At 73.1% G+C, this 26,102-nt stretch carries 21 protein-coding genes and 3 pseudogenes; 12 read left to right on the top strand and 12 right to left on the bottom strand.

Annotated features, from left to right (window positions below; translation table 11 throughout):
- Nucleotides 1–174 precede the first annotated feature (174 nt).
- Nucleotides 175–1,162 (top strand): annotated as a pseudogene (locus tag SGLAU_RS01220) (sporulation protein).
- A gap of 95 nt (nt 1,163–1,257) precedes the next feature.
- Here the strand turns inward: SGLAU_RS01220 and SGLAU_RS01225 are convergent.
- Both SGLAU_RS01225 and SGLAU_RS01230 read right to left on the bottom strand, forming a co-directional pair.
- A complete protein-coding gene (locus SGLAU_RS01225; protein ID WP_043497554.1) occupies nt 1,258–2,073 on the bottom strand; it encodes an alpha/beta fold hydrolase in 816 nt (271 codons plus the stop codon).
- Between the two features lie 250 nt (nt 2,074–2,323).
- On the bottom strand, nt 2,324–3,235 hold the full coding sequence (locus tag SGLAU_RS01230; RefSeq protein WP_052413555.1) for an alpha/beta fold hydrolase: 912 nt from the start codon (nt 3,233–3,235) through the stop codon (nt 2,324–2,326).
- A gap of 309 nt (nt 3,236–3,544) precedes the next feature.
- Here SGLAU_RS01230 and SGLAU_RS01235 point away from each other — a divergent pair, with 309 nt between their 5' ends.
- The gene (locus tag SGLAU_RS01235) at nt 3,545–3,748 is read left to right on the top strand and encodes a cold-shock protein (RefSeq protein ID WP_043497556.1); all 204 of its coding nucleotides are present in this window, start codon (nt 3,545–3,547) and stop codon (nt 3,746–3,748) included.
- A 286-nt stretch (nt 3,749–4,034) separates the two neighbouring features.
- Here SGLAU_RS01235 and SGLAU_RS01240 read toward each other — a convergent pair whose 3' ends face one another.
- From SGLAU_RS01240 to SGLAU_RS01275, 8 genes and pseudogenes are all read right to left on the bottom strand, one after another.
- Nucleotides 4,035–4,841 (bottom strand): hypothetical protein, encoded by an 807-nt coding sequence (locus SGLAU_RS01240; protein WP_043506122.1) that lies wholly within the window; start codon nt 4,839–4,841, stop codon nt 4,035–4,037.
- Nucleotides 4,842–5,062: 221 nt separating this feature from the next.
- Nucleotides 5,063–7,846, bottom strand: coding sequence for a SpoIIE family protein phosphatase (locus tag SGLAU_RS01245; protein ID WP_078957540.1), 2,784 nt, complete (start codon nt 7,844–7,846; stop codon nt 5,063–5,065).
- Nucleotides 7,847–8,133: 287 nt separating this feature from the next.
- Nucleotides 8,134–9,885 carry a SpoIIE family protein phosphatase gene (locus tag SGLAU_RS01250; protein ID WP_043497561.1) on the bottom strand — a complete coding sequence of 584 codons (1,752 nt, stop codon included), beginning with the start codon at nt 9,883–9,885 and terminating at the stop codon, nt 8,134–8,136.
- A 379-nt stretch (nt 9,886–10,264) separates the two neighbouring features.
- Complete coding sequence (locus SGLAU_RS01255; RefSeq protein WP_043497563.1) at nt 10,265–11,623, bottom strand: alkaline phosphatase PhoX; 1,359 nt, start codon at nt 11,621–11,623, stop codon at nt 10,265–10,267.
- A 195-nt stretch (nt 11,624–11,818) separates the two neighbouring features.
- On the bottom strand, nt 11,819–12,022 hold the full coding sequence (locus SGLAU_RS01260; protein ID WP_043497565.1) for a hypothetical protein: 204 nt from the start codon (nt 12,020–12,022) through the stop codon (nt 11,819–11,821).
- A 167-nt stretch (nt 12,023–12,189) separates the two neighbouring features.
- The gene (locus tag SGLAU_RS01265; protein ID WP_043497567.1) at nt 12,190–12,591 is read right to left on the bottom strand and encodes a hypothetical protein; all 402 of its coding nucleotides are present in this window, start codon (nt 12,589–12,591) and stop codon (nt 12,190–12,192) included.
- Between the two features lie 108 nt (nt 12,592–12,699).
- Nucleotides 12,700–13,140 (bottom strand): annotated as a pseudogene (locus tag SGLAU_RS01270) (glycoside hydrolase family 16 protein); the annotation flags it as partial.
- Nucleotides 13,141–13,273: 133 nt separating this feature from the next.
- A complete protein-coding gene (locus SGLAU_RS01275; RefSeq protein ID WP_244315154.1) occupies nt 13,274–13,561 on the bottom strand; it encodes a hypothetical protein in 288 nt (95 codons plus the stop codon).
- A gap of 122 nt (nt 13,562–13,683) precedes the next feature.
- On the opposite strand from SGLAU_RS01275, the gene SGLAU_RS01280 reads away from it, so the two are divergent.
- The 4 genes and pseudogenes from SGLAU_RS01280 to SGLAU_RS36885 form a co-directional block, all read left to right on the top strand.
- Complete coding sequence (locus SGLAU_RS01280; RefSeq protein ID WP_043506125.1) at nt 13,684–14,520, top strand: helix-turn-helix domain-containing protein; 837 nt, start codon at nt 13,684–13,686, stop codon at nt 14,518–14,520.
- Nucleotides 14,521–14,602: 82 nt separating this feature from the next.
- Nucleotides 14,603–15,073 carry a cupin domain-containing protein gene (locus SGLAU_RS01285; protein WP_043497569.1) on the top strand — a complete coding sequence of 157 codons (471 nt, stop codon included), beginning with the start codon at nt 14,603–14,605 and terminating at the stop codon, nt 15,071–15,073.
- Nucleotides 15,070–15,789 carry an SGNH/GDSL hydrolase family protein gene (locus SGLAU_RS01290; protein ID WP_043497571.1) on the top strand — a complete coding sequence of 240 codons (720 nt, stop codon included), beginning with the start codon at nt 15,070–15,072 and terminating at the stop codon, nt 15,787–15,789. Before SGLAU_RS01285 ends, SGLAU_RS01290 begins: the two co-directional genes overlap by 4 nt.
- An 878-nt stretch (nt 15,790–16,667) precedes the next feature.
- Nucleotides 16,668–16,823, top strand: a pseudogene (locus SGLAU_RS36885) (GntR family transcriptional regulator); the annotation flags it as partial.
- An 88-nt stretch (nt 16,824–16,911) separates the two neighbouring features.
- Here the strand turns inward: SGLAU_RS36885 and SGLAU_RS01305 are convergent.
- A complete protein-coding gene (locus SGLAU_RS01305) occupies nt 16,912–18,048 on the bottom strand; it encodes a serine hydrolase domain-containing protein (RefSeq protein ID WP_043497577.1) in 1,137 nt (378 codons plus the stop codon).
- Nucleotides 18,049–18,260: 212 nt separating this feature from the next.
- Between SGLAU_RS01305 and SGLAU_RS01310 the strand changes: the two genes are divergently transcribed.
- Both SGLAU_RS01310 and SGLAU_RS01315 read left to right on the top strand, forming a co-directional pair.
- The gene (locus SGLAU_RS01310) at nt 18,261–18,986 is read left to right on the top strand and encodes a GbsR/MarR family transcriptional regulator (protein ID WP_043497579.1); all 726 of its coding nucleotides are present in this window, start codon (nt 18,261–18,263) and stop codon (nt 18,984–18,986) included.
- A 298-nt stretch (nt 18,987–19,284) separates the two neighbouring features.
- Nucleotides 19,285–19,698 carry a hypothetical protein gene (locus SGLAU_RS01315; protein WP_043497582.1) on the top strand — a complete coding sequence of 138 codons (414 nt, stop codon included), beginning with the start codon at nt 19,285–19,287 and terminating at the stop codon, nt 19,696–19,698.
- Nucleotides 19,699–19,719: 21 nt separating this feature from the next.
- On the opposite strand, the gene SGLAU_RS01320 is transcribed toward SGLAU_RS01315, so the two are convergent.
- Entirely contained in the window at nt 19,720–21,486 is a 1,767-nt protein-coding gene (locus tag SGLAU_RS01320) for a serine/threonine-protein kinase (protein ID WP_043497585.1), read from the bottom strand.
- A gap of 484 nt (nt 21,487–21,970) precedes the next feature.
- On the opposite strand from SGLAU_RS01320, the gene SGLAU_RS01325 reads away from it, so the two are divergent.
- From SGLAU_RS01325 to SGLAU_RS01340, 4 genes are all read left to right on the top strand, one after another.
- Nucleotides 21,971–23,215, top strand: coding sequence for a cytochrome P450 (locus tag SGLAU_RS01325; protein ID WP_043497588.1), 1,245 nt, complete (start codon nt 21,971–21,973; stop codon nt 23,213–23,215).
- Nucleotides 23,216–23,420: 205 nt separating this feature from the next.
- A complete protein-coding gene (locus SGLAU_RS01330; RefSeq protein ID WP_043497592.1) occupies nt 23,421–24,083 on the top strand; it encodes a hypothetical protein in 663 nt (220 codons plus the stop codon).
- A 209-nt stretch (nt 24,084–24,292) separates the two neighbouring features.
- On the top strand, nt 24,293–24,961 hold the full coding sequence (locus tag SGLAU_RS01335; RefSeq protein ID WP_043497594.1) for a HEAT repeat domain-containing protein: 669 nt from the start codon (nt 24,293–24,295) through the stop codon (nt 24,959–24,961).
- A 6-nt stretch (nt 24,962–24,967) separates the two neighbouring features.
- Nucleotides 24,968–25,972: a MerR family transcriptional regulator gene (locus SGLAU_RS01340; RefSeq protein ID WP_043497596.1), complete on the top strand. Its 1,005-nt coding sequence runs from the start codon at nt 24,968–24,970 to the stop codon at nt 25,970–25,972.
- Nucleotides 25,973–26,102: the final 130 nt, after the last annotated feature.

Genomic DNA, 26,102 nt, shown 5'->3' on the forward strand with positions numbered 1-26,102 from the left:
ATGTTCATGCCGCACCCCGGGAGGCCGCCCCACGGGGCTTCTACAGTCGTGTAGAAAAGCAGGCGGGTGGTCCCGTGCTCAACGGCCGTCCGCGGTGCCGGCGTGCTCCTCCCGGTCCGAGGGGCCGGCGGCACCGCGCCCCCGGTTCTCGCACATGAAGGAGTGAACGCCGCGATGGTGTTCGAGAAGTTACTCGGCGCGGGCGGCCCCACCGTGGACACGGTCCTCGACCCGGGCCCGGTTCAGCCCGGCGGCCCGCTCACGGGCCAGGTGCACCTGAAGGGCGGCAGTGCCGATTTCGGCATCGAGCGGATCACCCTGGAGCTGGTCGCCCGGGTGGAGGCCGAGCACGACGGCGGGGAGACCGAGGGCGTCGCCGTGTTCGGCCGGTTCACCGTCGCCGGCGGCTTCCGCCTGGCGGAGGGCGAGGAGCGCAGCGTGCCGTTCACGGTGGAGCTGCCCTGGGAGACGCCGATCACCGAACTGTACGGGCAGGCCCTGGGGATCGCGCTGGGGGTGCGCACCGAGCTGGCGGTGGCCGGCGCGAAGGACAAGGGCGACCTGGACCCCCTCGCCGTCGTCCCGCTGCCGGTGCAGGAGGCGGTCCTCGACGCCCTCGGCCGGCTGGGTTTCGGCTTCCGGACGGCAGACCTGGAGTCGGCCGCATCCGGGGCACCGGACAGCGGCTGCCGTTCCACCAGGAGATCGAGCTCGTCCCGCGCCGCAGTACGCGCACGCCATGCGGGAACTGGAAGTCACCTTCCTGGCCGGCCCCGGAGGCATGGAGGTCGTCCTGGAGGCCGACGGGACCGGCGGGTTCCTCTCCTCCGGCCACGACGTCGTCAACCGGCACGTCGTCAGCCACGAGGGCGCCGGCCGGCGCGACTGGGACGCCGTCGTCGACGCCTGGATCCGCCAGGTCCTGGCCGGCCACGGCCACCACGGCGCCCTCGCACCCCACGGGCACCCGGACGCCCACCACCTCCACCACCGTCACGACGACCACGACGGTCACCGGTCCGGACCCGGAGCGGGAACGGCCCTCGCCGCGGGCGCGGCCGGCCTGACCGTCGGCGTCGCGGGCGGCCTGGTCGCCGCGGAAGTCGTCGACGAGGTCGGTGACTTCTTCGAGGGCGAGGACGGGGGCGACGACGAAGCCTGACGCGTCCTCGTGACACGAGGTGTGCGGACCGGGCCGCCCCCCCCCCGGCCCGCACACCGCCCGCCGCACCTCCTCCTCCCCCGGCGAGCGTGCCGTCAGTGCCCCTCGGAGCGGAGGGCGGCGACCTCGCGCACGGAGCCGGCGATGGCACGGAAGTCCTTCTTGAGGATCGCACCGTGGTTGCTCGCGACCTTCACGCTCCTGATGAGCGGGTTGCGGGTGGTCACCGCTTCCAGGCTGGTGCGTATCCGCTCCTGTTCGCCACTGCGGCTTCCCAGCGAGGTGCCCGAAGCGACGACGTACCGCACCGGGACGGTCATGTCGGCCAGCACCGGGCCGAGTTCACTCGCGCGGGAGAGCCGGCCGAGCTCGATGTTGCTGTCCGCCATCTGAGCGGCGGTCATCCGGGGAGCCAGGCCCGTGGGGCGCAGCAGCGGCAGGAACCAGTTCATCCGCCGGAACAGTTTCCGGATCCGCTCCTCCATGGCCTCGTCCAGCCAGTCGTACGGGAACGCGCCGTCGACGAGGACCGCGCCGAGGGCCCGCTCCGGATTCCGGCCCGCCCAGTGCGCTGCGACGACCGCGCCGTAGGACCAGCCCACCACGAGCGCCCGGTCCACCCCTCTGGCCGCGAGGACGGCGTCGACGTCCCGGACGGCCGCTTCGAAGGAGTAGTCCGCCGAACGCCCGGATCTCCTGCCGCGGGCCCGCTCGTCGTAGGTGATGTGCCGCCACCGCGGACCCAGTTCGGCGATGGTCCGGCGCCAGTACCCCTGGGTGGCGAACTGGCCGTTGAGGTACACCACGGGAACGCCGTCACCTCCCGTGTCGGTGACGGCCAGGGCGGTGTCGTCGACCGGCACCATGCCCGTCCACGTCGTACCGGTCGAGGAAGTGCTGTGCTGCGTCATGGGTTCCCCTGCTTCGCGTGAGGTGTACGCCCCGGGCCCGCACGGCTCCGGTCACGTTCAGAACACGGGAAACGCTACGTTGCCTTCACGGAATCCTCAACAGTCAAGTTGCATTGAATGAATGAAACAGCAGCTCAGCCGACTTAAATCATTGCAACCATGCTCCCGATTAACGCAATGACCCTGGCAGGGAACGTTGCACTGCCGGGCAGCGACGCGCGGCGGCACCCGTCGCGGCACCGCGCTCCCCTCACCCGTTGTCGTCCCGCCGCGCCGGTGCGGAGCTGCGGCAGCCGACGCGGTCCGGCTGGAGGAAGCCGGTGAGGGCGCGGGCCAGTGCCGCGGGGGCCTCCTCGGCGACGTGGTGCCCGGAGTCGATGCCGTGCCCCCGGACGTCGGTGGCCCACCGGCGCCAGACCGCGACCGGATCTCCGTAGAGGTCTTCCAGGTCGTCCCGGAGGGACCACAGCACGAGCGCCGGGCAGGTCACGCGCTTGCCGGCATCCCGGTCGGCCTGCTCGTGCCGCCGGTCGACGGTGAGGCCGGCGCGGTAGTCCTCCAGCATCGCCCGCACCACGTCGGGGTCGCGCGTCGCCCGCCGCCACTCCGCGTGGTTCTCCGCGCCCATGGCATCGGGGTCGCCGCGGTACCAGCTGTCGGGATCGGCGGTGATGACCCGTTCGGGGATGCCGGGCTGGGCGAAGAAGAACCAGTGCCACCACTGAGTGGCGAACTCGACGCTGATCCGCGCCAGGTGTTCCGTCAGCGGCAGGCAGTCGAGGAACGCCACTCGGGTGACGGCCGCGGGGTGGTCCAGTGTCAGGCGCAGTGCGACGCTTCCCCCTCGGTCGTGCCCGGCGAGCGCGAAACGCGAGTGTCCGAGACGTCGCATCGCGGCCACCACGTCGCCGGCGACGGCACGCTTCGAGTAGCCCGCGTGGTCCTCCGTGAACCGCGGCCCCCGGGAACGGCCGTATCCCCGCAGGTCCGGGCAGACCACCGTGTGTCCGGCCGCCACGAGCCGCGGGGCCACCCGGTGCCACGTGGCCGACGTACGGGGATGACCGTGCAGCAGCACGACCGGCGGCCCCTCCCCGCCGAAGCGGACGAAGACCGACGCCTCACCGACGTCGATCCGCTCCTCCTGGAACCCCTCGAACACGCCGGCCTCCCTCCAGGACGGCCCGCCCGCCACCCCCTCGGAGACGGCACGACCGGTGGCTCCGGGTGCCCTCGCCCGCCACGGCCATGCGCGCGGCGGGGGCGGGCGCAGCCGGACCGCGGTGCCCGGCGGGCGGCCCTTGCTTGCTCTGTCCGGAGCGAACCCTGCGTCCGCGGCTCGCCTGGACGGGCGCACAGATCGAATAACCGCGCGGTGACGGGGTAGAACGGACGCTGGGTGCCGTCCCCTCGTGGGCGGCCCCGCCCACAGACCAGCCGGGAGCGTCCGGCGATAGCGAAGGAAAGCAGTATGGCCAGCGGCACCGTGAAGTGGTTCAACGCCGAGAAGGGCTTCGGATTCATCGCCCAGGACGGCGGCGGACCGGACGTCTTCGCCCACTACTCCAACATCGCCGGCAACGGCTACCGGGAACTCGTCGAGGGCGAGTCGGTCACCTTCGACGTGACCCAGGGCCAGAAGGGGCCGCAGGCCGAGAACATCGTGCGCGGCTGACGACCGCTGGGGACACCCCGTTCCCGCAGGAAGAGGAGGGGCCCGGCACCGGCCGGGTCCCTTCTCCGTGTGTCCCCGGGCATCCTGGTCACTGTCCCCGTCCGCCGCCGCCGGGGCCGGCCCGGCGCCCTCGCCGGGTGCCGGCTCCGTCCGGGCCACCGGCGAGGACCGCGGATCGTCAGCCGCCTCCCCGCGTCCCGCTCGCCGTCCAGCGGTCGGCCGGCTGCCTTCCCCGGGGAGGCAGTGGGTCCCGTACTCGCCGCACTCCCCCGGCCACGGGACCGTCTCACCATCCCCCGGCGAAGAAGCGGGCCAGCGCCTGCTGCGAGTTCACCGCGTTCGTGACATTGGCGAAGGCGATGACGAGCCAGGCGGCCGCCAGCAGTGACGAGACGGCGGCGAGCACCGTCGTACGCCTCGACCGGCCCTCGGCCGATGTCCTCGACCGCTTCCACAGCACGACCCCCGTCACGGCCAGCGCACAGGTGAGCGCGGCGGCCATCGTGGCGAGCACGGCGTGGTAGACGGCGAAGTCGCCGGCCATCACGGTGAGGGCCGGGGAATGCCGGGGACTCGGCGAGGCGTCCGCCTGGTGCCGCACCTCGGCGAGGGTGGCGGCGAGTTCACCGTCCGCGCCACCACTGGTCAGCATCGGCAGCAGGGACGCGAAGGGCGCCGCCGCGCCCTGCACATTGGCCACCAGGGCCACCAGGGCGAAGAGTCCGAGTGCTGCGGCCGAGACCCAGGACAGCCCGAGGCGCACACGAGCGGGCCACCCGCCGGTCCGCTGCCGCACCTGCCGCCACAGGACGACGCCCAGCGCCACGGCCACCGCGAGGAGCAGCGCGGAGACACCGGCCTTGACCAGGTGGAAGCGGAACCAGAAGGCGACCGCGGTCTCCAGCCGGTCGGGGAGGTCACCGCTGCCGGACCTCCAGTAGGCGACGAATCCCTGGCGGAAGGTGTCGCTGACGTTCGCCGTGCTGACGGAGGAATCACGTGCCAGGGCGTTGGGCGCGACGAAGAACGCGAGAAGGGTCGCCGCGGCCAGCGCGGTCAGTGTGCCGAGCCGCCGCCGTGGCGTCTCGGTCATGCGGAGGACGGGGCGGAAGGGACTGAAGCGCGTCATGGGGGACTTTCGCGTCTGGTGGAGGCGGCAGCGTCTTTCCGCCGGGGGCGCGGATCGCGGTTCCCGGACACGGAAGGTAGCGCGGTGGCGCCGGGACGGTCACTGCGGCCGGCCCCCGCGAACGAGGTGGGGCTGTCCCCCGTGCGGCCGCCGAGGGTTCGACGGTGTGCGTCGCGCTCGTGCCCTCACCAGGCCAGCTCGTCGATCAGTGCGGTGATGTCCGGCTCGGCCGTGCGCCCCAGTGTCTGTTCGGCCCAGATCACCTTCCCCCTCGCCGCGTAGCGGGTGCCCCAGCGGTCGGCGAACTGGGAGACGAGGAACAGGCCGCGGCCTCCCTCGTCGGTGGTGGCGGCGCGGCGCAGCCGCGGTGAGGTGTTGCTGCCGTCCGAGACCTCCAGCACCAGGGTGCGGCCCAGCAGCATCCGCACCCGTACGGGTGGAGCGCCGTAGCGGATCGCGTTGGTGAGGAGTTCGCTGAGGACCAGTTCCGTGGTGAAGGACGCCTCCTCCAGGCCCCAGTCGGCGAGCCGGCCGCCGACCTCGGCGCGCACGCGCGAGACGGCCGTCACGTCGAACGGCACGTCCCAGGCCGCCACCCGGGCCGGGTCCAGCAGCCGGGTCCGGGCCACCAGCAGGGCCACGTCGTCCCGGGGCCGGTCGGGCAGCATGGACTCCATGACGGCGCGGCACGTGTCCTCCGGCGAACGGTCCGGGCCGGCGACGGCCACGCGGAGCATCCGCAGGCCCTCGTCGAGGTCGCGTCCGCGGTCCTGCACCAGTCCGTCGGTGAACAGCACGAGCCGGCTGCCCTCGGGAAGATCGAGTTCGCCGTTCTCGAAGGGGTGCCCGCCCACACCCAGCGGCGGTGACAGGGGGAGGTCGGGGAAGGTCACCCTGCCCTGCGGGTCGACCACGGCCGGGGCGACGTGCCCGGCGCGGGAGAGGGTGCAGTGCCCGCCGACCGGGTCGTAGACGGCGTACAGGCAGGTGGCGCCCGTGACCGGGGCGCCGTCGCTGTGGGCGTGGGATGCCTGGCTGTCCAGCAGGGTCACCATCTCGTCGAGGTGGCTGAGCAGTTCGTCCGGGGAGAGGTCCAGTGAGGAGAAGTTCAGCACCGCGGTCCGCAGCCGGCCCATGGTCACCGCGGCGTGCAGCCCGTGCCCGACGATGTCGCCGACGACCAGCGCCACCCGGAAGCCGGGCAGGGGGATGACGTCGAACCAGTCACCGCCCACGCCGGCCCGCGCGGGCAGGTACCGCCAGGCGATCTCCAGGGCTTCCTGGTCGGGGACGTCGCGGGGCAGCAGGCTGCGCTGCAGGGTCACGGCCAGGGTGTGCTCGCGGGCGTAGCGGCGGGCGTTGTCGATGGCGACGGCGGCCCGGGCGACCAGTTCCTCGGCGACGGCGACGTCCTCCTCCTCGAAGGGAAGGGAACCCGCGCCCCGCCAGAAGTTGACCATGCCGAGGACGATTCCCCGGGCCCGCAGGGGGACGGTGATCAGCGAGTGGATGCCGTACTCCAGGGCCTGGTCGGCCCCCTCGGGGTCCTGGGCGCGCCAGTCCTGTGCGTGGTGCAGGTCGGCGACGCGGACGGCCTTGCCACGGTGCAGGGCCGCCACCATCGGGGTGTCGGCCACCACGAACTGGATCAGGTCTCCGACCGGCTGGAGCGGGTGCCCGCTGCGGGCCTCGCTCAGTGCGGTGCGCCGCATGCGCCGTACCGCACCGGTGGGCTCGTCGCCGCGCAGGACGGAGTCGAGGAGTTCCACGGTGACGAAGTCGGCCATGCGGGGCACCGCCACCTCGGCGAGCTCCTCCGCCGTGCGCCGGATGTCCAGGGTGGTGCCGATGCGGACGCCCGCCTCGTACAGGAGGGTCAGCCGTTCGCGTGCCACCTCGGCCTGGCCGGTCAGGGCCCGCAGCTCGGTGGTGTCGCGGAAGGTGGCCACCAGTCCGGGGGCGCCGCCGTGGGGTTCGATGCGCCGGGTGTTGACCGCGAGCAGCCGCTCGCCGGCCGGCAGCACTTCGTCGGAGACCGGCTCGCCCGATGTCAGCAGCCGGGTCAGCCGGGGGCCGAGGCCCAGTTCCCCGACCGGTCGCCGGTCGGCGTCCCCGGGGAGGTCCAGCAGGCGGCGGGCCTCGTCGTTGGCGAGCATCAGCTGCCCGTCGTCGCCGACGATCAGGACGCCTTCGCGTACCGCGTGCAGTACGGCGTCATGGTGCTCGAACATGCGTGTGATCTCGGCCGGGCCGAGTCCGTGCGTCTGCCGGCGCAGCCGTCGGCTGACCAGGGCGGTGCCGACGACGGCGAGCGTGAGCGCGCCGGCCGCCGCGGCCAGCATCACCGGGAGCTGATGGTTCAGCACCTGGCCCAGCGTGTCGAACTGGATCCCGGCGCTGACCATGCCGACCACGCGTCCGTTGCCGTCCCGCACGGGCACCACCGCGCGCACGGCGTCCGCGGGGTCGCCGTGGAACGTCTCGGTGAAGGCCGTTCCCTCCGCGGCGGGGCCCACACCCTCCGCCCTGGTGCCGATCAGCTCGGGCTGGGGGTCGGTGAGCCGCACCCCCTTGGGGTCGAGGACGGTGACGAAGTCGACTCCGGAGCCTCGTCTGGCCGCCTCCGCCGCTCCCTGGAGCTGGGCCGTCGGGTCCGGTGACAGCAGCGCGGCGGCCGTGCCGGGCGCGTGCGCGAACGCCTCCGCCGCCGCGAGGGAACGGTGTTCGGCGCCCTGCTCCGCCCCGTACCGCCCCTGTACCACCAGGGCGGCGACCGCCACCGCGACGAGCACCAGCATGATCAGGACCTGCAGGAGGAAGACCTGCGCGGCGAGTGTACCGACGCTCAGGGGCGCCGGCAGGCGGCGTCCCGGGGAGTGCGGGGCCCGCGGGTGACGGGACGAGCCGGACCGGCGCCGTTCGCGGGGCGGCGCCGCTCTCGTCCGGGACCGGCGAGCAGGACCGATCATGTCCCATTTCTAGCACCACGTCCGCTTTGCGGGCGACTGCTGCGGACCGGAGGGGGCGGCTGCCGGTTCCGCACCGCGGGCCGGGCAGCGGCTGCGCCCGCTCGTCGTCCGCGGGTCGTGCACCGCGGGTCGTCCCGCGGGTCCGCGCGGCCGGGCACAGGGCCCGGCCGTTCAGGGGCGGCGCCGCACCCGGACGGCGGCCGAAGGGGCGCCGCGGGCCCACGGCGCGCCCCGCCGGTCCCGCTCGTGCGGCCGGGCGCCCGCCGGTCCGGCGGCGCGGGCCCCGTTCACCGGCGGCTTCCGGGGGCCGTCCCGCCGGCGTTCGACCCGCTGGGCGTGCGCAGCGTCAGGAGAGCCACGTCGTCGTCGTTGTCGAGGGGGCGGACCCGGCGCAGGAGCTGGTCGGTGAAGGAGGCCAGCGGGCGGTGGGCGAGGGCGGCGGCGTGCCGGCGGAGCCGGTCCAGCCCCTCGTCGAGGGTGTGCCCGGGTTCCTCGATCAGGCCGTCGGTGTAGAGGACCAGCGTCGAGCCGGGCGGCAGGAGGACCGTCGCGTCGGGGCGGGGCCTGCCCACCCCGGTTCCCAGGAGGATGCCGTGGCCGTCGGTGAGGTAGCGGGCCAGTCCGTCGTGGCTGATCAGCAGCGGGGGCGGGTGGCCCGCGTTGGTCCAGGACAGCTTCCACCGGCCGTCGGGTGTCTCCTCGACCCGGGAGAGGATCACGGTGGCCATGGTGACGTCGGTGATGTGCATGATCGCCTCGTCCAGCCGTTCGAGGATCCGGCTGGGCGGATCCTGCTGCGACCAGGCGTAGGCGCGCAGCATGTTGCGGAGCTGGGCCATTCCGGCCGCGGCCTCCAGATCGTGGCCGACGACGTCTCCGACGGCCAGCGCGGTGGCGTCGTCGGACAGCCGGAAGGCGTCGTACCAGTCACCGCCGACCTGCGAGGCGTTCGGCGCGGGCAGGTAGCGGACCGTCATCTCCAGCCCGGGCACCCGGGGCATCTGGGGCAGCAGGTGGTTCTGCATGGTCTCGGCGACCTTGCGCTGGCGCTGGTAGAGACGCGCGTTGTCCAGGGCGATGCCGGCGCGGCGGGCGATGTCCTCGATCAGCGGCAGATCGGCGGGGGTGAACTCCCGCGACCGGCCGGCCCGGCCCAGGGTCAGGGCGCCCAGGACCTCCCGGGCGCTGCGGATGGGGGCGATGGCGGCGGAGTGCATGCCGGTGGCCTCGAACAGACGGCGCTGTTCGAGCGCGATACCCGAATCGGGCTCGCGCTGGTACGTCTCCGGTGCGGCCACCGCGGAGGCGACCCCGCGCAGCGCCCTGGACAGCGGCATCGGGGACTCCTCCGGGAGCGGGGGCATCGGTCCCTGGAGGTCGTCGTGGTGCACCAGGGTGTCCCCCTCGGCGTGGACGACGACCGTGCGCCACACTTCGTCCCGCTCGGTGATCAGATCGATGACGGCCCACTCCGCCAGCCGGGGCACCACCAGGGCCACCAGCCGCCGCAGCGTCTCGTCCACGTCGAGCGTGGACGTCAGCCGCGCGGTCGCCTCGGCCAGCAGGGCCAGCCGCTCGAGTTCCGTCAGGGGCTGGGCCGACGGATCCGGCCGGGTGCCGCCTCTGCCCCGGTCGTCCACCGCGTGGAAGAGCACCAGGGTGGCGGACTCGTCACCGCCGGCTCCGCCGTACGGAGCGATCAGCCACGAGATGGGCAGCAGCGAACCGTCACCGCGTGCGAAGTAGTCGCTCTCCACCTGGGCGGGGCGCCCTGCGTGGAAGGCGTGCCGCATGCGGCACCGGGCCCTCGGCATGGGCCGGCCGGCGGCGTCCCGGTGCAGCAGGTCGTGCGCGTCGCGGCCGAGCAGGTCCACGGCAGGCCGTTCCAGGAGTCGTTCGGCGAGGGCGTTGACGGCGATGATCCGGCCCTGCGCGTCCACGACGTAGGCGCCGGCGCCGATCGCGTCCAGCAACCCCGCGAGCGCGGCCGACGGCGCTTCCGGCTTCCCGGGAAGGTCCGCGGACCCCGCTACGGCCATGATCCTCCTCTGCCCTGCCGATCATCCTATCCGCCGGGAGTCACCGGCACGCCGGTCGGCGTGCAGTTCCATGTGCCCCTCGCGTGCGGGAACAGACTCATTTTCCACGGCATGGGGAGACCTGATCACCCTCTCGCTGCATTTCACCCCGGTGGGGCCGGAGGGGGAGGCCGTGCGCCGCCACGGGCACGCACGAGGGGGCTGGCCGGCCACGGCCGGCGAAGTCTTCGGCCCGGGTGACGGCCGGGGTCCGGCTCCGGCTCGCGTGGGCGGCCGGCAGCGCGCCGCCCGGCCGGTCTCCCGGATCCGGACGGCGCTGGGGAGTACGGGCGTCACCCGCCCGGGGCGGCGGCCGACGCGCCGCCGGGCGGCCGACGCGTCACAGCGCGCCGCGCACCCAGGGCCCCGTGATGGCGAAGGTGATGCCGGGCGTCTGGACGTTGACGAAGAGCCATTTGCCCTTTTTCGGCTCGAACACCGAACCGGCCCACTCCGAGCCCCGGTGGTCGGCCGCCGGGACGTTCTTGCCCGCGGTCCCGCCCCGCAGGTCCACCGTGTTGGCGGCGAACCGGAAGATCTCGCCCTCCGGGGTCAGCCCCTGCACGTAGTCCGTGTCGGCACCGTCCTCGCACAGCACCAGGCCCCCGCGGGGACTGACGCACATGTTGTCGGGGTTGTTCAGGACGTCGGCGCCGGGCGACGCGAACAGCACCCGGAACTCGTCGGTGCACGGGTCGAGCTCGAAGACCTGGCCCTGGCGGACGGGACCGCCGTCGGTGGTGATCGCGTAGATGCGCCCGTTGCCGTACCAGGCGCCCTCCAGCCGGCTGAACACCGCGGCGCCGTTCGCCTGCGCCTGTGTCCGGACCGTGTCGGCCGCCGGGTCGACGTCGTCCACCGGTACCCAGGAGACGGTGCCGTAGCACTGCTCGCCGTCGAGCCGGGTGTCGTAGGAGGTGTCGCCGATGCGCAGCGCCTCGAGCCGGCCGCCCTTGGCCAGGTCGCCGGGCACGGTGGGGACGAACCGGTACAGGCAGGCGTTGGGGCGGTCCTCGGTCTCGTAGACGTATCCGGTCGCCCGGTCCACGGCGACCGCCTCGTGGTTGAACCGGCCCATCGCCCGGTACGGCTCGGGATTGCCCTTGCCCTCCGAGGCCACCTCGAAGATGTAGCCGTGGCGCTTGCCGGAGACCGTGGAGAAGGACTCCTCACAGGTGAGCCACGTCTTCCACGGGGTCGGCCCGCCGGCGCAGTTGCGCATGGTGCCGCCGAGACTGCCGTACGACTCCAGCCACTGACCGGCGTCCGGGTCGAACACGAGCGTGGTGGTGCCGCCGCCGGCGCCCGGATCGTAGGCGGGCGCGGTGAAGGCGGCACCGGCGGCGATCTCGTGGTTGCGGACGAGGTGCACCTTGTCGCCGTGGCGGAAAGCGGCCATGCCGTCGTGCGCGGGCGGCGTGCGCACACCGTCGTCCATGAGGTCGTTCGTCCAGCCGTACGAGATGTACTCGAAGCCGCGCGGCAGCTGGAGCAGCTCCAGCCCGGTCGCCTCGTCCTTCGCCGGCCTCAGCGGCCCGTAGCCCGGGTCGAAGTCGAGCTTGACCGGAGCGGCCGCCGCCGTGCGCGCGGCGAGGGCCTGGAAGGGCACGGAGGCGGCCGCGGCCACTGCCGCACCGCGCAGCAGGGTGCGCCGTTCGAAGCCGGAACCGGTCGGTCTTCCCGCAGACGTGCCTGTCATGGGAGTCCTCTCGATACGACGAACTGTCAGAGGGGGGCGGCGCCAGTCACTTCGAGCATTAACCCTCGGGACGCCGTTGAACGGAAGGTGAGCGGTGAGACAACCTGACGTGAACCCGCCATCTTCTTCCAGGACCGGTCCGCGGCCGGTGCCCGCCGGTCGTGCCGGGTTCCGGCGGGCCGTGGGAGCGTCGCCTCACTCTCGGTACTCGCCGGTGCGCCGGAAGCCGGCGCCGTGCAGCCGCGCGTCGGCCTCGGCGAGCGGCACGGGCCGCGACAGCCGGGAGAGCGGCAGCCGCGGCCCTGCGCCGAACACCCCAGTCGCGCTGTTCATGGTCTTCACGTCCAGGAGCAGGCCCCACCACGAGCCGTCGGCCCGGGTGCCCTCACCGAGCCGCACGGCCGGGAGCGCAGTGCTCGCACCCAGGGCAGGGTGCCCGCACCGGTGCCCGCGCGGTCCGGCCGGCTCCGCGGGCGGTGCCGGCCGTGTGGGCCGACCCGTCGACCGGGTTCACCCCCGGTCACCGGCTCAGGTACCGCCCGGAGTCGTGGGACGCCCTGGTCCCCTCACGCCGTGCGGGCCATCCGCCGGGGCGCGCGCGTCGCGGACGCCCTGGTGTCCACCGCACGGACGCGGTAGATCGTCCTGGCGGGATCCACCACCGGGTCGCCCAGGGCGATCCGGCCGGCCCGGTGCAGGGCGTCGCACTCGTCGGTGGGGAGGGCCACGTAGCAACTGCCCCGGCCGCTGCGGCCGTCGAGCGGCTGCCAGTAGCCGTATCTGCGGCGTCCTCCCGCATGCACGGTCAGGAACACGGGTGTCGAGGGGTCGGAGACGATCCGCAGCAGATCGGCGCCGGCGGTGCTGACGGGAGCGAAGGTCCGGCTCCGGTGCGACAGGATCTCCGCCCGTGCCGTCCGCGGGCGTTCGGTGCCACGTGACAGGGCCGGACCGGGGACGGGCTGCATAGAGTGGCCTCCTCGAGCTGGTCGACCCCAAGCGCCTACCCAGCTCCGCCGGTGTCGATCAATTTCTTCGCATCATGCAGCACGCCACTGACAAACGGCTCCGCTCGCTCAGGCCGTGGGCACCGTGTCCTCATACCCGGTACCGGCCGCCCTGTACGCCGCGACTCTCGCCTCGACCTGATCGGGGGTCAGGACCTGGTCCTTCACGTGGAGGACGTAGTCGACCTGCTGCTCGTAGGAACGCGGCGTCGTGGACGGCTGGCCGTCGAGGTCGATCAGCCACTGGTTGAAGTTGATGGACATCGGGCGCTCGGGCAGGTAGGCGGCGTCATGGGTGCCGAAGAGCCGCCCGTCGACGTAGTACTTGATGGAGCTGCCGTCGATGGTGAGGAGGAGGTCGTGCCAGCCGGCGTGGCTCCGGCGGCTCTCGGTGTGCTGGTTGACCGCCTGCCACGGGTCGGGGTGGTAGGTCTCCCAGGAGGTCGTGTTGAGGATGTTGGCCGGTTCGCCCCACCCGCCGTTGGGGAGGTACTCGAAGTCGTACTCGGCGCAAGTCGACGGGTTCGCGGATTCTCGGGGTGGGGTCGCGGGGAACCGGAGGGGGACGTGGCGCCCGCTGGCGGAGTAGCCGACGGGTTCGGCCTTGGGGAACATCGGTACAGCGGTTGGCAGCTGAGAACGATCATGGTCTGATCGGTGTGATGGTGCTGACGCGGTTCTCGTACTCGCGGCGGGCCTTGCGCTGGGCCGGAACAGCCGGGACGCCGTGGCCGCCGTCGAGTGGCTGGCAGCGGGCAAGGAGCTGACGGTGCACGGCAGAGACGGCGCTGACGCGCAGGGTGTAGCCCTGACCGCGCCGTACGGTCGCCCCCTGGTCGAGCACCGCCCGTTCGGCGTCGTCCAGCTCGGTAGTGCGGAGGAAGTCGGCGGCCTTGCCCGGCATGTCTAGGCCCTGTTCTCGTATAGCCACGGCCAACGGACATGCGCTGTATGACGGGGTGCCGGTAAGAACCGCGACACCAGCCGCAAACGGCGGTGATCAGTCCTTGGATGGTGATCTTCCTGGGCTGGGCGGCTCGTACACTGACGAAAATGGAGGACCACACGGCCACCGGGATCGGTGCACGTCCGGCGCCCCTCTTGCGGGAGTACGTCGACTCGTATGTCGGCTTCGACCTCCGCGGGCTCCCGACGGGGGTGCACTGCGGCCCGCCGGGCCGCGCGCTCACTGCGGTGATCAGCCTGGCAGATCCTTTGGAGGTGGCGGCGGGCGTTGACGACGGGTCACCGGTCACCCGATTCGGCAGCGTGGCCGGCGGTCTGATGTGCCGGTCCGTCGCGATTCGCCACGACGGACGCCAGCAAGGTGTTCAGGTATCGCTGACACCGCTCGGGGCCCGGGCTATCTACGGCATGCCCGCCGCCGAGCTCGCCCACCGACTGGTCCCACTTGACGAGCTTCTCGGAGCGCTTGCCGTCGAACTGGTCGACCGGCTCCGATCGGCGACAACATGGGCGGTGCGGTTCACCGCGCTGGACGAATTGCTCCTCCGAGCTGTCGGCCGTGGCGCCTGCGGCGACCATGTGCGCTGGGTGCGCCCCGAGGTAGCGGAGGCATGGCGCCGCCTCGTCGCCGCGCGGGGTTGCGTCCAGGTTGGTGCGGTCGCCGCGGAACTCGGCTGGAGCCGTCGGTACCTCACCGAGCGGTTTCGCGGTGAGGTGGGCCTGTCGCCGAAGACCTTCGCCCGAGTCTTGCGCTTCGAGCACGCGCACGAACTGGCGTCGGCGCAGGACCCGCTCCCGTGGGGCGATGTGGCAACCGTCTCTGGCTACGCCGACCAGGCCCATCTCGTTCGGGACTGGCGCAAGTTCACGGGCCGATCACCGACGGCCTGGCGTCGCAGCGAAGTCCTCCTCGGAGCCAGGTAGCCGCCAACCGTCTGCCCGTCGCGTCGGCTTCTCTTCCCTTTTCTTCAAGACCGCCCGATCGCTGGCGTAGACGATTGTCGGCATGAGACTCGTCAACCACGAACACAATGCCATGGACCTGCGGACCACCCCCGTGCACCTCGGACTGGGATCGAGAGCGAAACCCGTCGAGGGCTTCACCTGGGACCCGAAGGTGCTCCAGGCCTACAGCGCCGCGGTCGCGGCAGACGGCGCCGAGGGCCGGATGGTGACGATCTTCGACGGCGACGGGCTCGGCGACCATTGGGAGAGCCACCCTGCAGGCGACGAACTGGTCGTTTGCCTCAGCGGGTCCGCGACGGTCACCCGCGAAGTGGACGGGGTCCCCGACCGCGTTCTGCTCGGGCCGGGCGAGGCCACCATCAACCCGGCCGGGGTATGGCACGTGGTCGACATGGAGGGGCCGACGTCCATCCTGGCCATCACTGCGACCCTCGGCACCGACCACCGTCCTCGGACCGACACCCGCCCGACCGAACGCGTCGGCACGCCCAGCCCGGAGGAAGCGCCGTGACGACACGCATCGCGTGCCTCGGCGACAGCCTCACCCGCGCGCAGTTCAGCGTCGACTACCTGGATCTTCTCGGACGACGCCGCCCTCCCGGTGACGTGCAGCTTGCCCGTTTCGGCGTCAACGGCGACTTCGCCCACAACCTCTTGCAGCGCCTCGATGCTGTCGTCACGAACCCACCTGATGTGATCACCGTGTTGATCGGTACCAACGACGCCCGAGCGAGCCTTGCCGGCTACCCCGTCGAGCAGGCCATGAAGCGCAAACAGCTCCCCGATCGCCCGTCGGCAGGCTGGTTCCAACAGTGCCTGGGAGCCGTCGTCGCACGGCTGCGAGCGGAGACCGACGCGACGATCGGTCTGCTGTCGCTACCGGTACTCGGCCAACAACTCGACGGAGCAGCGGCACAGGCATCGCAGGCGTACAGCCGGATGATCGCCGAGGTCGCCGCCACCAACGAGGTGGCCTACCTTCCGCTCCACGAACGCCAGATCGAGGAACTGCGCCAAGCGGACCCGCCGCCGATTCCATACCGGGAGATGACGCCCGCAGCGGCCGTCGGCGTCCTCGTCCAGCACACAGTGCTGCGCCGCAGCCTCGACACGATCTCGCGGCGGCGAGGTCTCGTGCTCACGACCGACCACATCCACCAGAACAGCCGCGGCGCCACCCTTATCGCTGAGGTCATCGACGCCGGCCTGCTGACCCAGAGCGCGTAGCTGGTTCCGGCGCCCGGCCAGTCGGATGCCGTCTACCGCGCGGAGGTGGCATCCGAACCAGGCCTACGCCATCCGGCTCGTCTGGCTGCGTGACCACCGCGAGGACACCTGGGTCACGGTCCCGCGGCGGCTGCTGTCGTCGACCGCGACCCCATTCGGCGAGCCGGTGGCTCTGTCGATGACGAGGAGCAGCGTTTCTCGGGCAGTTCGGGAGGCACTGCCCGTGCTGGATGTCGATGGCTTCGGGCAGCAGCTCGGTGCCGATCGGTAAGACGCCGTGTGCTGCTCGTCCGAGGCCCGGGACAAAAGCGCTGGCTACGGGCGCAGGTTGCGGCCCCGTCCCGTCATGCCGAGTACCGGCAGGCACCTTCCGTTCTGGCCCTGTTCTCGTATAACTACGGCCAGGTGGCGTGTACCACTGCGTAATGCTCAGGGCTGCGGTGAGAGATGCCGCAGTAAATACCGGATTTACTGCGACGGAGCCCCTGCCGTGATCATCGCGACCTGCGGCGGGGCAATCCGGCCGCCAGGGCGAGGTGTACGCATTTACTGCGGCTTCACTGTGCTGACCACGTGCGAAGTCGCATCGAGATCAACTCATCGCCCCTTTGGTGCGTACCTCGGCTGTACCCGGGGTTCGGGACTGCCGATCTGGCTTGGGTGGGCTCTGGCCCGAATCGGTGGGGGTGGGCTGCTCTGACGTACTTCAGTGCGGTCGTGTCGGAGATCCCGAAGACGCGCATCAGGTGCACGGGGTCGGCAGTTTCGTGTGCCTCATCGAGCAGCCGGTCGATGCGGAGCCTCCGGGGCTGGATACCGAGCTTTCTGAACACCAACCGCAGCCCGTCCTTGGACACCGGAGGGCCGTTGGGGTCGACCGCGGTGACCGCTACCGCATCGTCTCGCGCCTGAAGCTTGCCGCTGACGCGGCACCCGCCGGGCCGCCGGCCGGGCACCACCCGGGCATGCCGCCCGGCGACCTCCCCCACGGCACCCCGGTGACGGCCTCGACCCTCGGAGACGTGCAGGGGTAGACGCGTCCCGTCCTCGAGTCAGGAGGTTGCGCCGGTCGCAGCCCGGCCGTTCCGTGCCCGCCGGCGTCGCCCGCCGGCGGTGACGGTCTCACCTGCCGACGGAGACGCCGAACTCCGCTTCGACGACCTGGAAGAGGACGTCCCAGGACTTCCACTCGGTGTTCGTCTGCAGGGAGACGGCATGAGCGCCGTCGGCGGTGCTCACGGTGTAGAAGAGGCATCCCCAGTAGCTGCCGCCCACACCGCGCAGCGTCAGGCCGTCCGTCGCCGCCTCGTCGAACTCGAACACACCGAGTCCGTACCGGGCGTACGGCATCCAGTTGCCGTCCTCGGTGGAGACCGTGGTCCACATCGCGCGATGCTGGGCCGCGGGCAGCAGTGTTCCGCCGGCCAGCGCACCGACGACTTCGAGCATGTCCCCGGTGGTCGAGATGACGTTTCCGGGCACCCACGAGGTGTTGAACTCGGTGACGTCGAGGGGTTCCAGTCCGGGTTCCTCCATCACCGACTCCCAGTTCTCCGGGGTGACCGCGGCCGGGTCGGTGCCGTCCTTGTAGAACAGCGTCGAGTAGGCCCGCGGGTGGGGATCGGGGTACCCGGTGTCCTCGGCGGGACGTACATAGGTGCGGGTCAGGCCGAGCGGCCGGACGATCCTCCGGTCGATCTCCTCGGCGAGGCTGTTGCCGGTGACCTTCTCGATGACGGCTTCGGCGAGGTGGAAGCCGCCGTTGGAGTACTCGAAGCGCTCCCCGGGCCCGCCGACCGGCGGCCGGGACACCGTCATCCTGAGCAGGTCGTCGGTGGACAGGCCGGTGAAGCGGTGCCGGAGGAAGGCGGCACGGGTGGCGTACCGGCTGGTCAGTTCCGGTGCCAGGCCGGTGGAGAACAGGCCGCTGGTGTTGCTGAGCAGATGCCTGATGGTGATCCGGTCGCCGTCGTAGCCGTTGCGGTTCAGCACGCCCGGGAGCCAGGTGTTCACCGGGTCGTCGATGCTCAGCCTGCCCTCGGCTTCGAGGGCCAGCAGCACGGTGGCGATGAAGGCTTTGCCGCCGCTGCCGATGTGCGCGTACTCCCCCGGCCGACGCGGACGTCCCGTCACCATGTCGGCCACACCGGCGGCGCCGAACCACCTCCGGTCCCCGTCCCTGACGTCCGCCACGATGCCGGGGATCCGTAATTCGGTCACTGCCCGGTCCAGCACCCGCTGAACACCGGTCTCGTTCATGCGCGCCACCGCTCCTGCCCTGTTCGAGTATCTGCACGACTCGGCGAAAATTACGTTGCATACACGATCTCGTCAATCATGTATGTGTGAAGCAATGGATGAAGATGCAGGCCAGCGCGGACAGTTCGTTGCACGACCCCTCCCTGTTAATGCAACGGTAGGGGTGTGCCGACCTGTTGACGCGACATACCGACCGACAGACAAGGACACCGATGCCTGGACGAAGGCTCACCCGGCAGGACCGGCGGGAGATCGCCGCGGGACTGCGCGACGGGCACACCTACGCCGCCATAGCCCGCCGGCTCGGACGGCCGACCTCGACCGTCACCCGGGAGGTGATGCGCAACGGCGGGCCGGCCGACTACCACGCCGACCGGGCGCACCAGGCCGGCAAGCGAGTGGTGCGGCGCCGGACCACGCACGAACCGGCGGCACCCTCACCGGACGGCGCCGGCCTCGCCGGCCGTGACCCGCGGGTGGTGGAGGACGTGAGCGCGCACATCACGGACCTGTTCGTCCGGTCCGGGCTCCAGCGGATGGCGGCCAGGGTGCTCGCCGCACTCCTCACCACCGACAGCGGCAGCCTCACCTCGGCGGAACTCGTGCGGCGTCTCGGCGTCAGCCCCGCCGCCGTCTCCAAGGCCGTCGGCCTCCTGGAGGCGATGGGGGTCGTCCACCGCCGGCGCGACACCCGCCGCCGCGCGGAGCGCTACGCCATCGGCGACGACGTGTGGTTCCAGGCCATCATGGCCGGTGCACGCACCGACACCCGGATCGCCGCCGCCTCGGCGCGCAGCGCGCAGGCCCTCGGCCCCGCCACGCCCGCCGGTGCGCGGCTGGAGAACCTGAGCAGGTTCCTGCACCGCGTCAGCGAGGACCTGGTCCGCTCGGCCGAGCACTGGGGCCGCGTCTACTTCACCCGTCCGCCGGCCGGCTGAGCGCCCCGCCACCGCAGCCGCCGCGCTCCGGGCCCGTGGTCCGGGACGTACGGAACAGCCCTGCGGGCGGTCCGCGACGGTCCCGCGGGCCGCCACCGGCCCACCGCGTGAACGGCGGCCTGCGTCGGCATGGACGGTGCGGACGGGGGTAGGTGGTGCGGCGTCGGTCCGCGGGCGGACGTTCGAGCGGGAGCGGGGCGACGGCGGCGGCGCCGTCGGGTGCGGCGGGCCCGGGAGGAGATGCGTCATCGGTCGTACCGCGGTGCGACCGATGGCGCCGGAAGAAGGAGAGTCCGCGGTGACGGAAGGCCCGAGCCAGGCTGCCGGCGAGAGCACTGGTCCCGACATCGACGCGCACCTGGAGATCCTGCTGCGGCTCGTCGAGGCGCAGCCCGACGCCAGCATGGCGATCTGCCTGACCACTCCGGGCGGCATCATCGGCGGGCACCTGGTCGCCGCCCGGACATGGGCGGAGCGCTGGGAGGCGGCGGTGCGGGATGCCGGTGTGGCCCGGCAGGCGGCGCCGATGGCTCAGTTGCCGCAGATGGTACAGGCGGCGCAGCCCCACGGTGAGGCCTCGGACCGCGGACTGCACCGGTTCCTGCACCTGGTGGACGTCACCTTCATGTCCGTTCCCGGCGCCCCCACCGCGTCGGTGTGGCGCGGACGGGTCGGCGACGTCTGCGGGTGGTCGCTGGGCGCCCCCTCCTGACCCGGCAGCCGGTGAGCGGCATCAGTACTCCTTGTCGTTGGGCATCACCCGGGTCACCCTGCCGCGGTGGTCCGCGGCCAGGTAACCGCTCTGCCCGTAGTCGTTGGAGAGGTAGGCGGACATCCCCATCGGGTCGCCGAAGGCGGGATCGGCTCCGCTCACCACGAGGTAGCGGGAGGTGATGTCCTTGACGTTCAGCTCCTTCTCCGCCCGCTCGAAGAGTGCGGGTACGGCGTCCCAGTCGAACGCACCGGCGCTGAAGGGGCTCTGGGTGGACGACACCGATCCTGTGATGATGCCCTTCGTCGCGCCCTCCCCCGGCCGGTAGCTCCAGGACGCGTAGCGGGTGCTGCTCCCGTCGGCCATGACGTCCGCCGCGACGTACTCCGGGTAGACGACCAGGCGGCACATGCGGTCCGTGCCCGTCTCCGCCCGCAGCGCCGCCAGGGCGGTGCGGATGCCGTCCGGTGTCAGCAGATCCGGCCGCGTCCCGCTCTCCCCGGACGGGCCGTCCTCCCCGGAACCGGAACCAGCCGGGGCGTCGGCGGCGGGCGACGGCGCGGCGGAGGAGGCGCGCGAGTCGCTCGCCACCGCGCCCGGTGTCCTCCCGCCCTCGTCCGCGTCGCCGGCGCCCCCGTCGGAGAGGGTCCACACCAGCACGCCGACGAGCGCCGTCGAGGTGAGCGAGGCACCGACGGCGAGCACGCGGCTCCGGCGCCGGACCCGGTCCTCACGGTCGCGGCCGAAGGACGGCACGACGGTCGGCGCCCCGTGCGGAAGCCGTCCGGAGGGCGGCACCGCGTCGGCGGGCGGGCCCGAACCGACGTCCGCGGCCGCTGCCCCTGCCATGGGCGCGGGCGCGTCCGCGGGCCCGGACGCGTGCGGTGGCGCGAGGTGGTACGAGGTCGTCGCGGTGTGCGCGGTTCCCGGCGGCCGGCCCCGAACCGGCGCCTTGGCCGCCTCGGTGAGCATCGCGTCCAGCACCGCCCCGTCCGGACGGCGGGCCGGGTCCTTGACCAGCGCCGCGGCGAGCATCGGCGCGAGCGCACCCGCGCGGCGGGGCGGCGGCAGTTCCTCGTGGAGCACGGCCGCCAGCGTGGCCAGTGTGGTCGCCCTGCGCAGCGGGTGGCGGCCTTCGACGGCGACGTACAGCATCATCGCCAGCGACCACAGGTCGGATTCCGGGCCGCCCTCGCCCCCGCTCACGCGTTCCGGGGCCATGTAGTCGGGGGTGCCGATGATCGATCCGGTGGCGGTCAGGACCGTCGACTCCCGGATCGCGGCGATACCGAAGTCGGTGAGCACGGGCCGCCCGTCGGGGCGCAGCAGCACGTTGGCGGGTTTCACGTCCCGGTGCTGGATCCCCGCCGCGTGCGCGGCGCGCAGCGCGCCCAGCACCTCGCGGCCCAGCGACGCGGCCTCGTGCGGTTCCATCGCGCCGCCGGCCAGCCGGTCGGCGAGCGAGCCGCCGGTGACCAGCTCCATGACCAGCCACGGGTAGGCGTACTCGGTGCCGTCCACCACGTGGTGGATGGTCACGACGTTGGGGTGCTCGACACGGGCCAGCGCGCGGGCCTCGCGCAGCACACGGGCACGCAGCAGCGCCGCGGCCCCGGGGTCGTACTCGGCGAGCCCCGGGTCCGGCGAGCGCACCTCCTTCAACGCGACGGCGCGGTCCAGGACGAGGTCGCGTGCCCGCCACACCGTGCCCATGCCACCGCCACCGAGCCGTGCCTCCAGCGCGAAACGGCCGTCGATCACCCGTCTGCCGGGCTCCCCCTCACTCATGCCCGGAGCATACGAGAGCGCGGTGACAGCACGGTGCCCGCACCCCCGGAGGGACCCGGGGGCCGGTCTCCTCCGCCGGGGTCCTGGACGGGCGCCGTGTGCCGGTCCCCCGGGTGCGCCCGGGAGGAACCGTGGAGCCGCGGCACGGGCTGCCCGACGCCGGCGCACCGCGTCCGCCCGGCCGCGGCTGCACTGCCCCGTGCCGGCGGGCCCGGACGTCACCGTTTCGGCGAGGGCCTCACCGTGCCGGGGGCGGGACCCGGCCACGCGCTACGGCGACCGGCCGCACCGCCGGGCACCGGGCCGCCCGGCCGGACGGGGCGTTATTCCACCCCGAGGCGGCGGCCCCCGCACCCGCACCCGCACCCGCACCCGCACCCGCAGGGACGGCACACCGGTCGCGGCGGCGCCGCACCGCCACCGAAGCAGGCGGCGAAGGCGGCCGCGAGGTGTCACGTGGGGCGGAAGGGGAAACCGGTGCGGCATGGACGCACCCCGACCCCTCGTCGATCGCTCGCTGCCGATGCTGGCCGAAGGGTACGCATGGCTGCCCAACCGGATGCGGGAGAGCACCGGACAGGTGGTCCGCACCCGTGTCATGGGGCGGCCGGCGCTGGCCGTGCGCGGGCCGGAAGCGGTGCGCTTCTTCTACGACGAGCGGCATGTGCGCCGGCACGGCGCCATGCCCGGCCCGGTGCTGAGCACCCTCTTCGGGCACGGGGCCGTCCACACCTACGACGGCGACGCCCACCGCGCGCGCAAGGACCTCTTCCTGCCCCTGCTCCACGTCGACCGGATCGCCGGAGTCGTCGAGCACGTCACCGCCGCGTGGGACGACGCGGTCGCCACCTGGCCAGGGCGCTCCCGGGTCGTGCTGCTGGACGAGGCCGCCGTGGTGCTCACCCGCGGGGTCTGCCGCTGGGCCGGCGTGCCGCTGGCCGACGAGGACGCCGAGCCACTGGCCCGCGACCTGACCGCCATGGTGGACGGGTTCGCCACCCTGGGGCCGCGGCACTGGCGTGCCCGCAGCGCCCGGCGGCGGCAGGAGGCGCGGCTGTCCCGCCTGGTGGAGGAAGTCCGGTCCGGCGCGGCACACGCGCCCGCGGACTCCGTGCTCGACCGCGTGTGCCGGCACCGGCATGCGGACGGCGAGCTGCTGGAGCCGAGGACGGCCGCGGTGGAGCTGCTGAACGTCATCCGTCCCACCGCCGCCGTGAGCTGGTTCGTCGCCTTCGCGGCGCACGCACTGCACCGGTGGCCCGCGAACCGCGAACGGCTGCGCGACGGTGACCGCGCGTACGCCGCGGCGTTCACGCACGAGATCCGCCGCTTCTACCCGTTCGCCCCGTTCCTGGGCGGCCGTGCCGTCACCGACCTGTCCTGGCACGGCGAGCAGGTGCCGGCCGGCGGAATGGTGCTGCTGGACGTGTACGGGCAGAACCACGACGAGAAGCTGTGGGGAGATCCGTACGCCTTCCGGCCCGAGCGGTTCCTCGAGCGCCCGGTCCAGCGCGACGAGCTGATCCCGCAGGGGGGCGGCGACCCGGGCACCGGGCACCGCTGCCCGGGTGAGGGCATGACCATCGGGCTGCTCGAAGCCCTCACGACCCGCCTGGCCCGCCTGGAGTACGAGGTCCCGGAGCAGGATCTGACCATCTCGCTGCGCCGCATCCCCGCACGGCCGCGCAGCGGCTTCGTCATCGGCGACGTACGCCCGCCCGGGGTCTGACCGGCGGCCCCCCGCACCGCCGGGCCGACCGGCCGCGCCGCCGGACCCGGACACCTCCCTTCCGCCAGCCGTCGCGGACGCCCCGCTGGGCGGGTACCTGAGGTGACCGCCCGAGGCGAGGGCCGAGCCGGTACCGGGGCGGGCGGCGGCGCGCCGTACCGTGTGCGGTGATCCACACCGGCGGCACGGCGCACAGGGGGCACGCATGACCATTCACCGACCTGGACTCCCGGAGGACCTTCCGCCGGGTGAGGAGCTCTGGGCACGGTGGGCGCTGCTCGCCGCCGTCGAAGCGACCACGGAGGAGGAGGAGCGCACCAGCGGCTACCGCACCGGCTGCTGGATCGACGGGGACGGCCTGCACTGGGACGACGCGGGCTGCACCTGGTGGATCATGTCCCGGACGGCCCCGGGCCGGTTCGTCCTGTACGGGGAGGACGAATCGAGCGGCGTGAAGTGGCACAGCCCGCCGGTCGACATGCTGGCGGGCGGCCCCGGCTGGCTGCCCCACGAGGAGCTGAACGACCGCCTGGAAGGGTACGAACTGGGCTGTGTCTACTGGTACCAGGACGGGGCCTGGGCCCGGGCACCGTACCCGGACGGCCTCACGGACGACGGCCTGGACTGCGGCATGAGCCGGTTCGTCGACCGTGACCGGGTGCTGGGCGAACTGACGGACCACATCGACGACACGGTCGACGGCCCGAGCGCGGACACCCTCCTCGCCGACGCGGAGGCGCACCGGCTCCAGCCGCCGCACCTGCTGCGGCGGCTGCGCGGCACCACCCCCGACCACCGGCCGCGGGACCTGCCGGCCGTCGCCAGGGCACTCGGCCTCGCGGGCCTCACCGGCCGCCCCCACACCTGACCGGTCGGCCGTCCCGGGCACCGCCGTACCCCCGGGCGAGGTCCGGGGGTACGGATTCCTGTGCCGCCGGCACGGTGTGGCCGGCGGGGGCGCACCCGTTCCCGTGGCGCGGGCGCTGGGGCCGCGCCGCGCCCGGCGCGTACCGGCTGCCTCGTTTGACCTTGACACGGTGACAAGGTCTTCACTGCTTGCCCAGGAGGTGGTTTCCGATGACGACCACGCGATCGGACACGGATGCGCGAGGAGCGCTCCGGGGGCTGGCGGACGACCGTTCGTCCGTACGGCTGCGAGCCGCTCTGGCGGCCGGTACGACGCCCGACCCCCGCTTCGTCGACACGCTCGTCGAGCGCTGCGCGATCGAACCGGAGTTCTTCGTGCGCGACATGCTGACCTGGGCGCTCACCCGTCACCCGGTGTCCATGACGCTCCCCCGGCTGCTGCGCGAGGTCCGCTCGGGCGGGCCGCAGGCGCGGAGCCAGGCCCTGCACACGCTGTCCAAGATCGGGGATGGGCGGGCCTGGCCCGCGCTCACCCGGACGGTCCTGACCGACGCCGACGACGAGGTGGCGCGCAGCGCCTGGCGGACCGCGGTGGTGCTCGTCCCCGACGATGAGCGGTCCGCGCTGGCCGCCGTGCTGGTGACGCAGCTCGGGCGCGGTGGCCGCGAGACGCAGCTGAGTCTCAGCCGGGCGCTGGTCGCGCTGGGGGAAGCGGGTGTGCCGGCGCTGCTGTCGGCGACGACGGCCCCGGACCCGCACGTGCGCGCGCACGCGCTCGCCACGCGACGGCTGCTGCGCGACCCGGAGACGGGGTTCGAGTACGCGATCGAGGAGGCGAAGCGCGTCGTGGCCCTCGGCGGGCGCGGCCAGGAGGGATGACGGGACGTGCTGATCGGTGAGGTGGCGCGACGGTCCGGGGTCAGTGCCCGGATGCTCCGGCACTACGAGTCGCTCGGTCTGGTGCGCCCTTCGGGCCGTACGGGCTCCGGCTACCGGGAGTACTCCGAGCAGGACATCCAGCGGATCTTCCACATCGAGAGCCTGCGGTCGCTGGGCCTGTCGCTGCGGGAGATCGAACGAGCGCTGCACGACCCCGGCTTCACGCCGTCGGCGCTCGTCGACGACCTGATCCGCCAGACGCGCGAACGCATCGCGGCGGAGACCGAGCTGCTCACCCGGCTCCGCCGCATCCACGCCGCGGATCCCGCCGGCTGGGAGGACGTCCTCCGGGTCGTCGCGCTGCTGCACGCGCTGGGATCGTCGAACGCGGGCGCGCGCCAGCGGGCGGCCCTGTCCTCGGGCGACGCGGTTCCGGTGCCGGTGGAAGCCCTGGTCGAGGCGGCCCTGAGCGAGACGGACCCGAACGTCGCCGGGGCCCTCCGATGGGCGCTGGCACGATCGGGCGAAGACGTTCCCGCACTGCTGGCCCGGGGTCTTGGCTCGCCGGAGGCCGCGGTGCGGGAGCGCGCCGTCCAGGCCCTCGCCGAGATGCCCGGCGACGAGGCCGTCGCGCGGCTGCGCGACGGCCTCGGGCACCCCGACGTGGTGGTCCGCAGGCACGCCGCCCTGGCGCTCGGGGGCCGGGGGGTGACGGACGCGGTCCCGACGCTCGTCGACATGATCGTGGCGGGGAGCAACGACACCGACGCGTCCGACGCACTGAGCGTGCTGGCGGGCGACCCCGCGATGGCGGACCGGATCGCGGCCACGCTCGTCGACCGGCTCACCGCCGGCGTCACGGGAGCACCCGCGCGCGGCCGGCTGACCCAGGCGCTGGCGGGCATTCCCGGCGCCCGGGCATCGGGCGCCCTCGTCGAGCTCGCGCACGACTCCGACCGTGCCGTCGCCGTCACCGCGACGTACCTGCTCCGGCTGCGCGACGTGCGGTGACGCGACACGGCGCCCGGCCGTCGCCCCGGCCTTCGCGCCCGGCCGGTCGTCGCCGGGCCCGTCGTCGTGCGGCCCGCGGAGCGCGTCGGAGGGGTACCGCGGCCCCTCAGGGGTACGCGTGTGCGGCGCC

Origin of the sequence: Streptomyces glaucescens (assembly GCF_000761215.1) — a bacterium.
GTDB lineage: Bacteria > Actinomycetota > Actinomycetes > Streptomycetales > Streptomycetaceae > Streptomyces > Streptomyces glaucescens_B.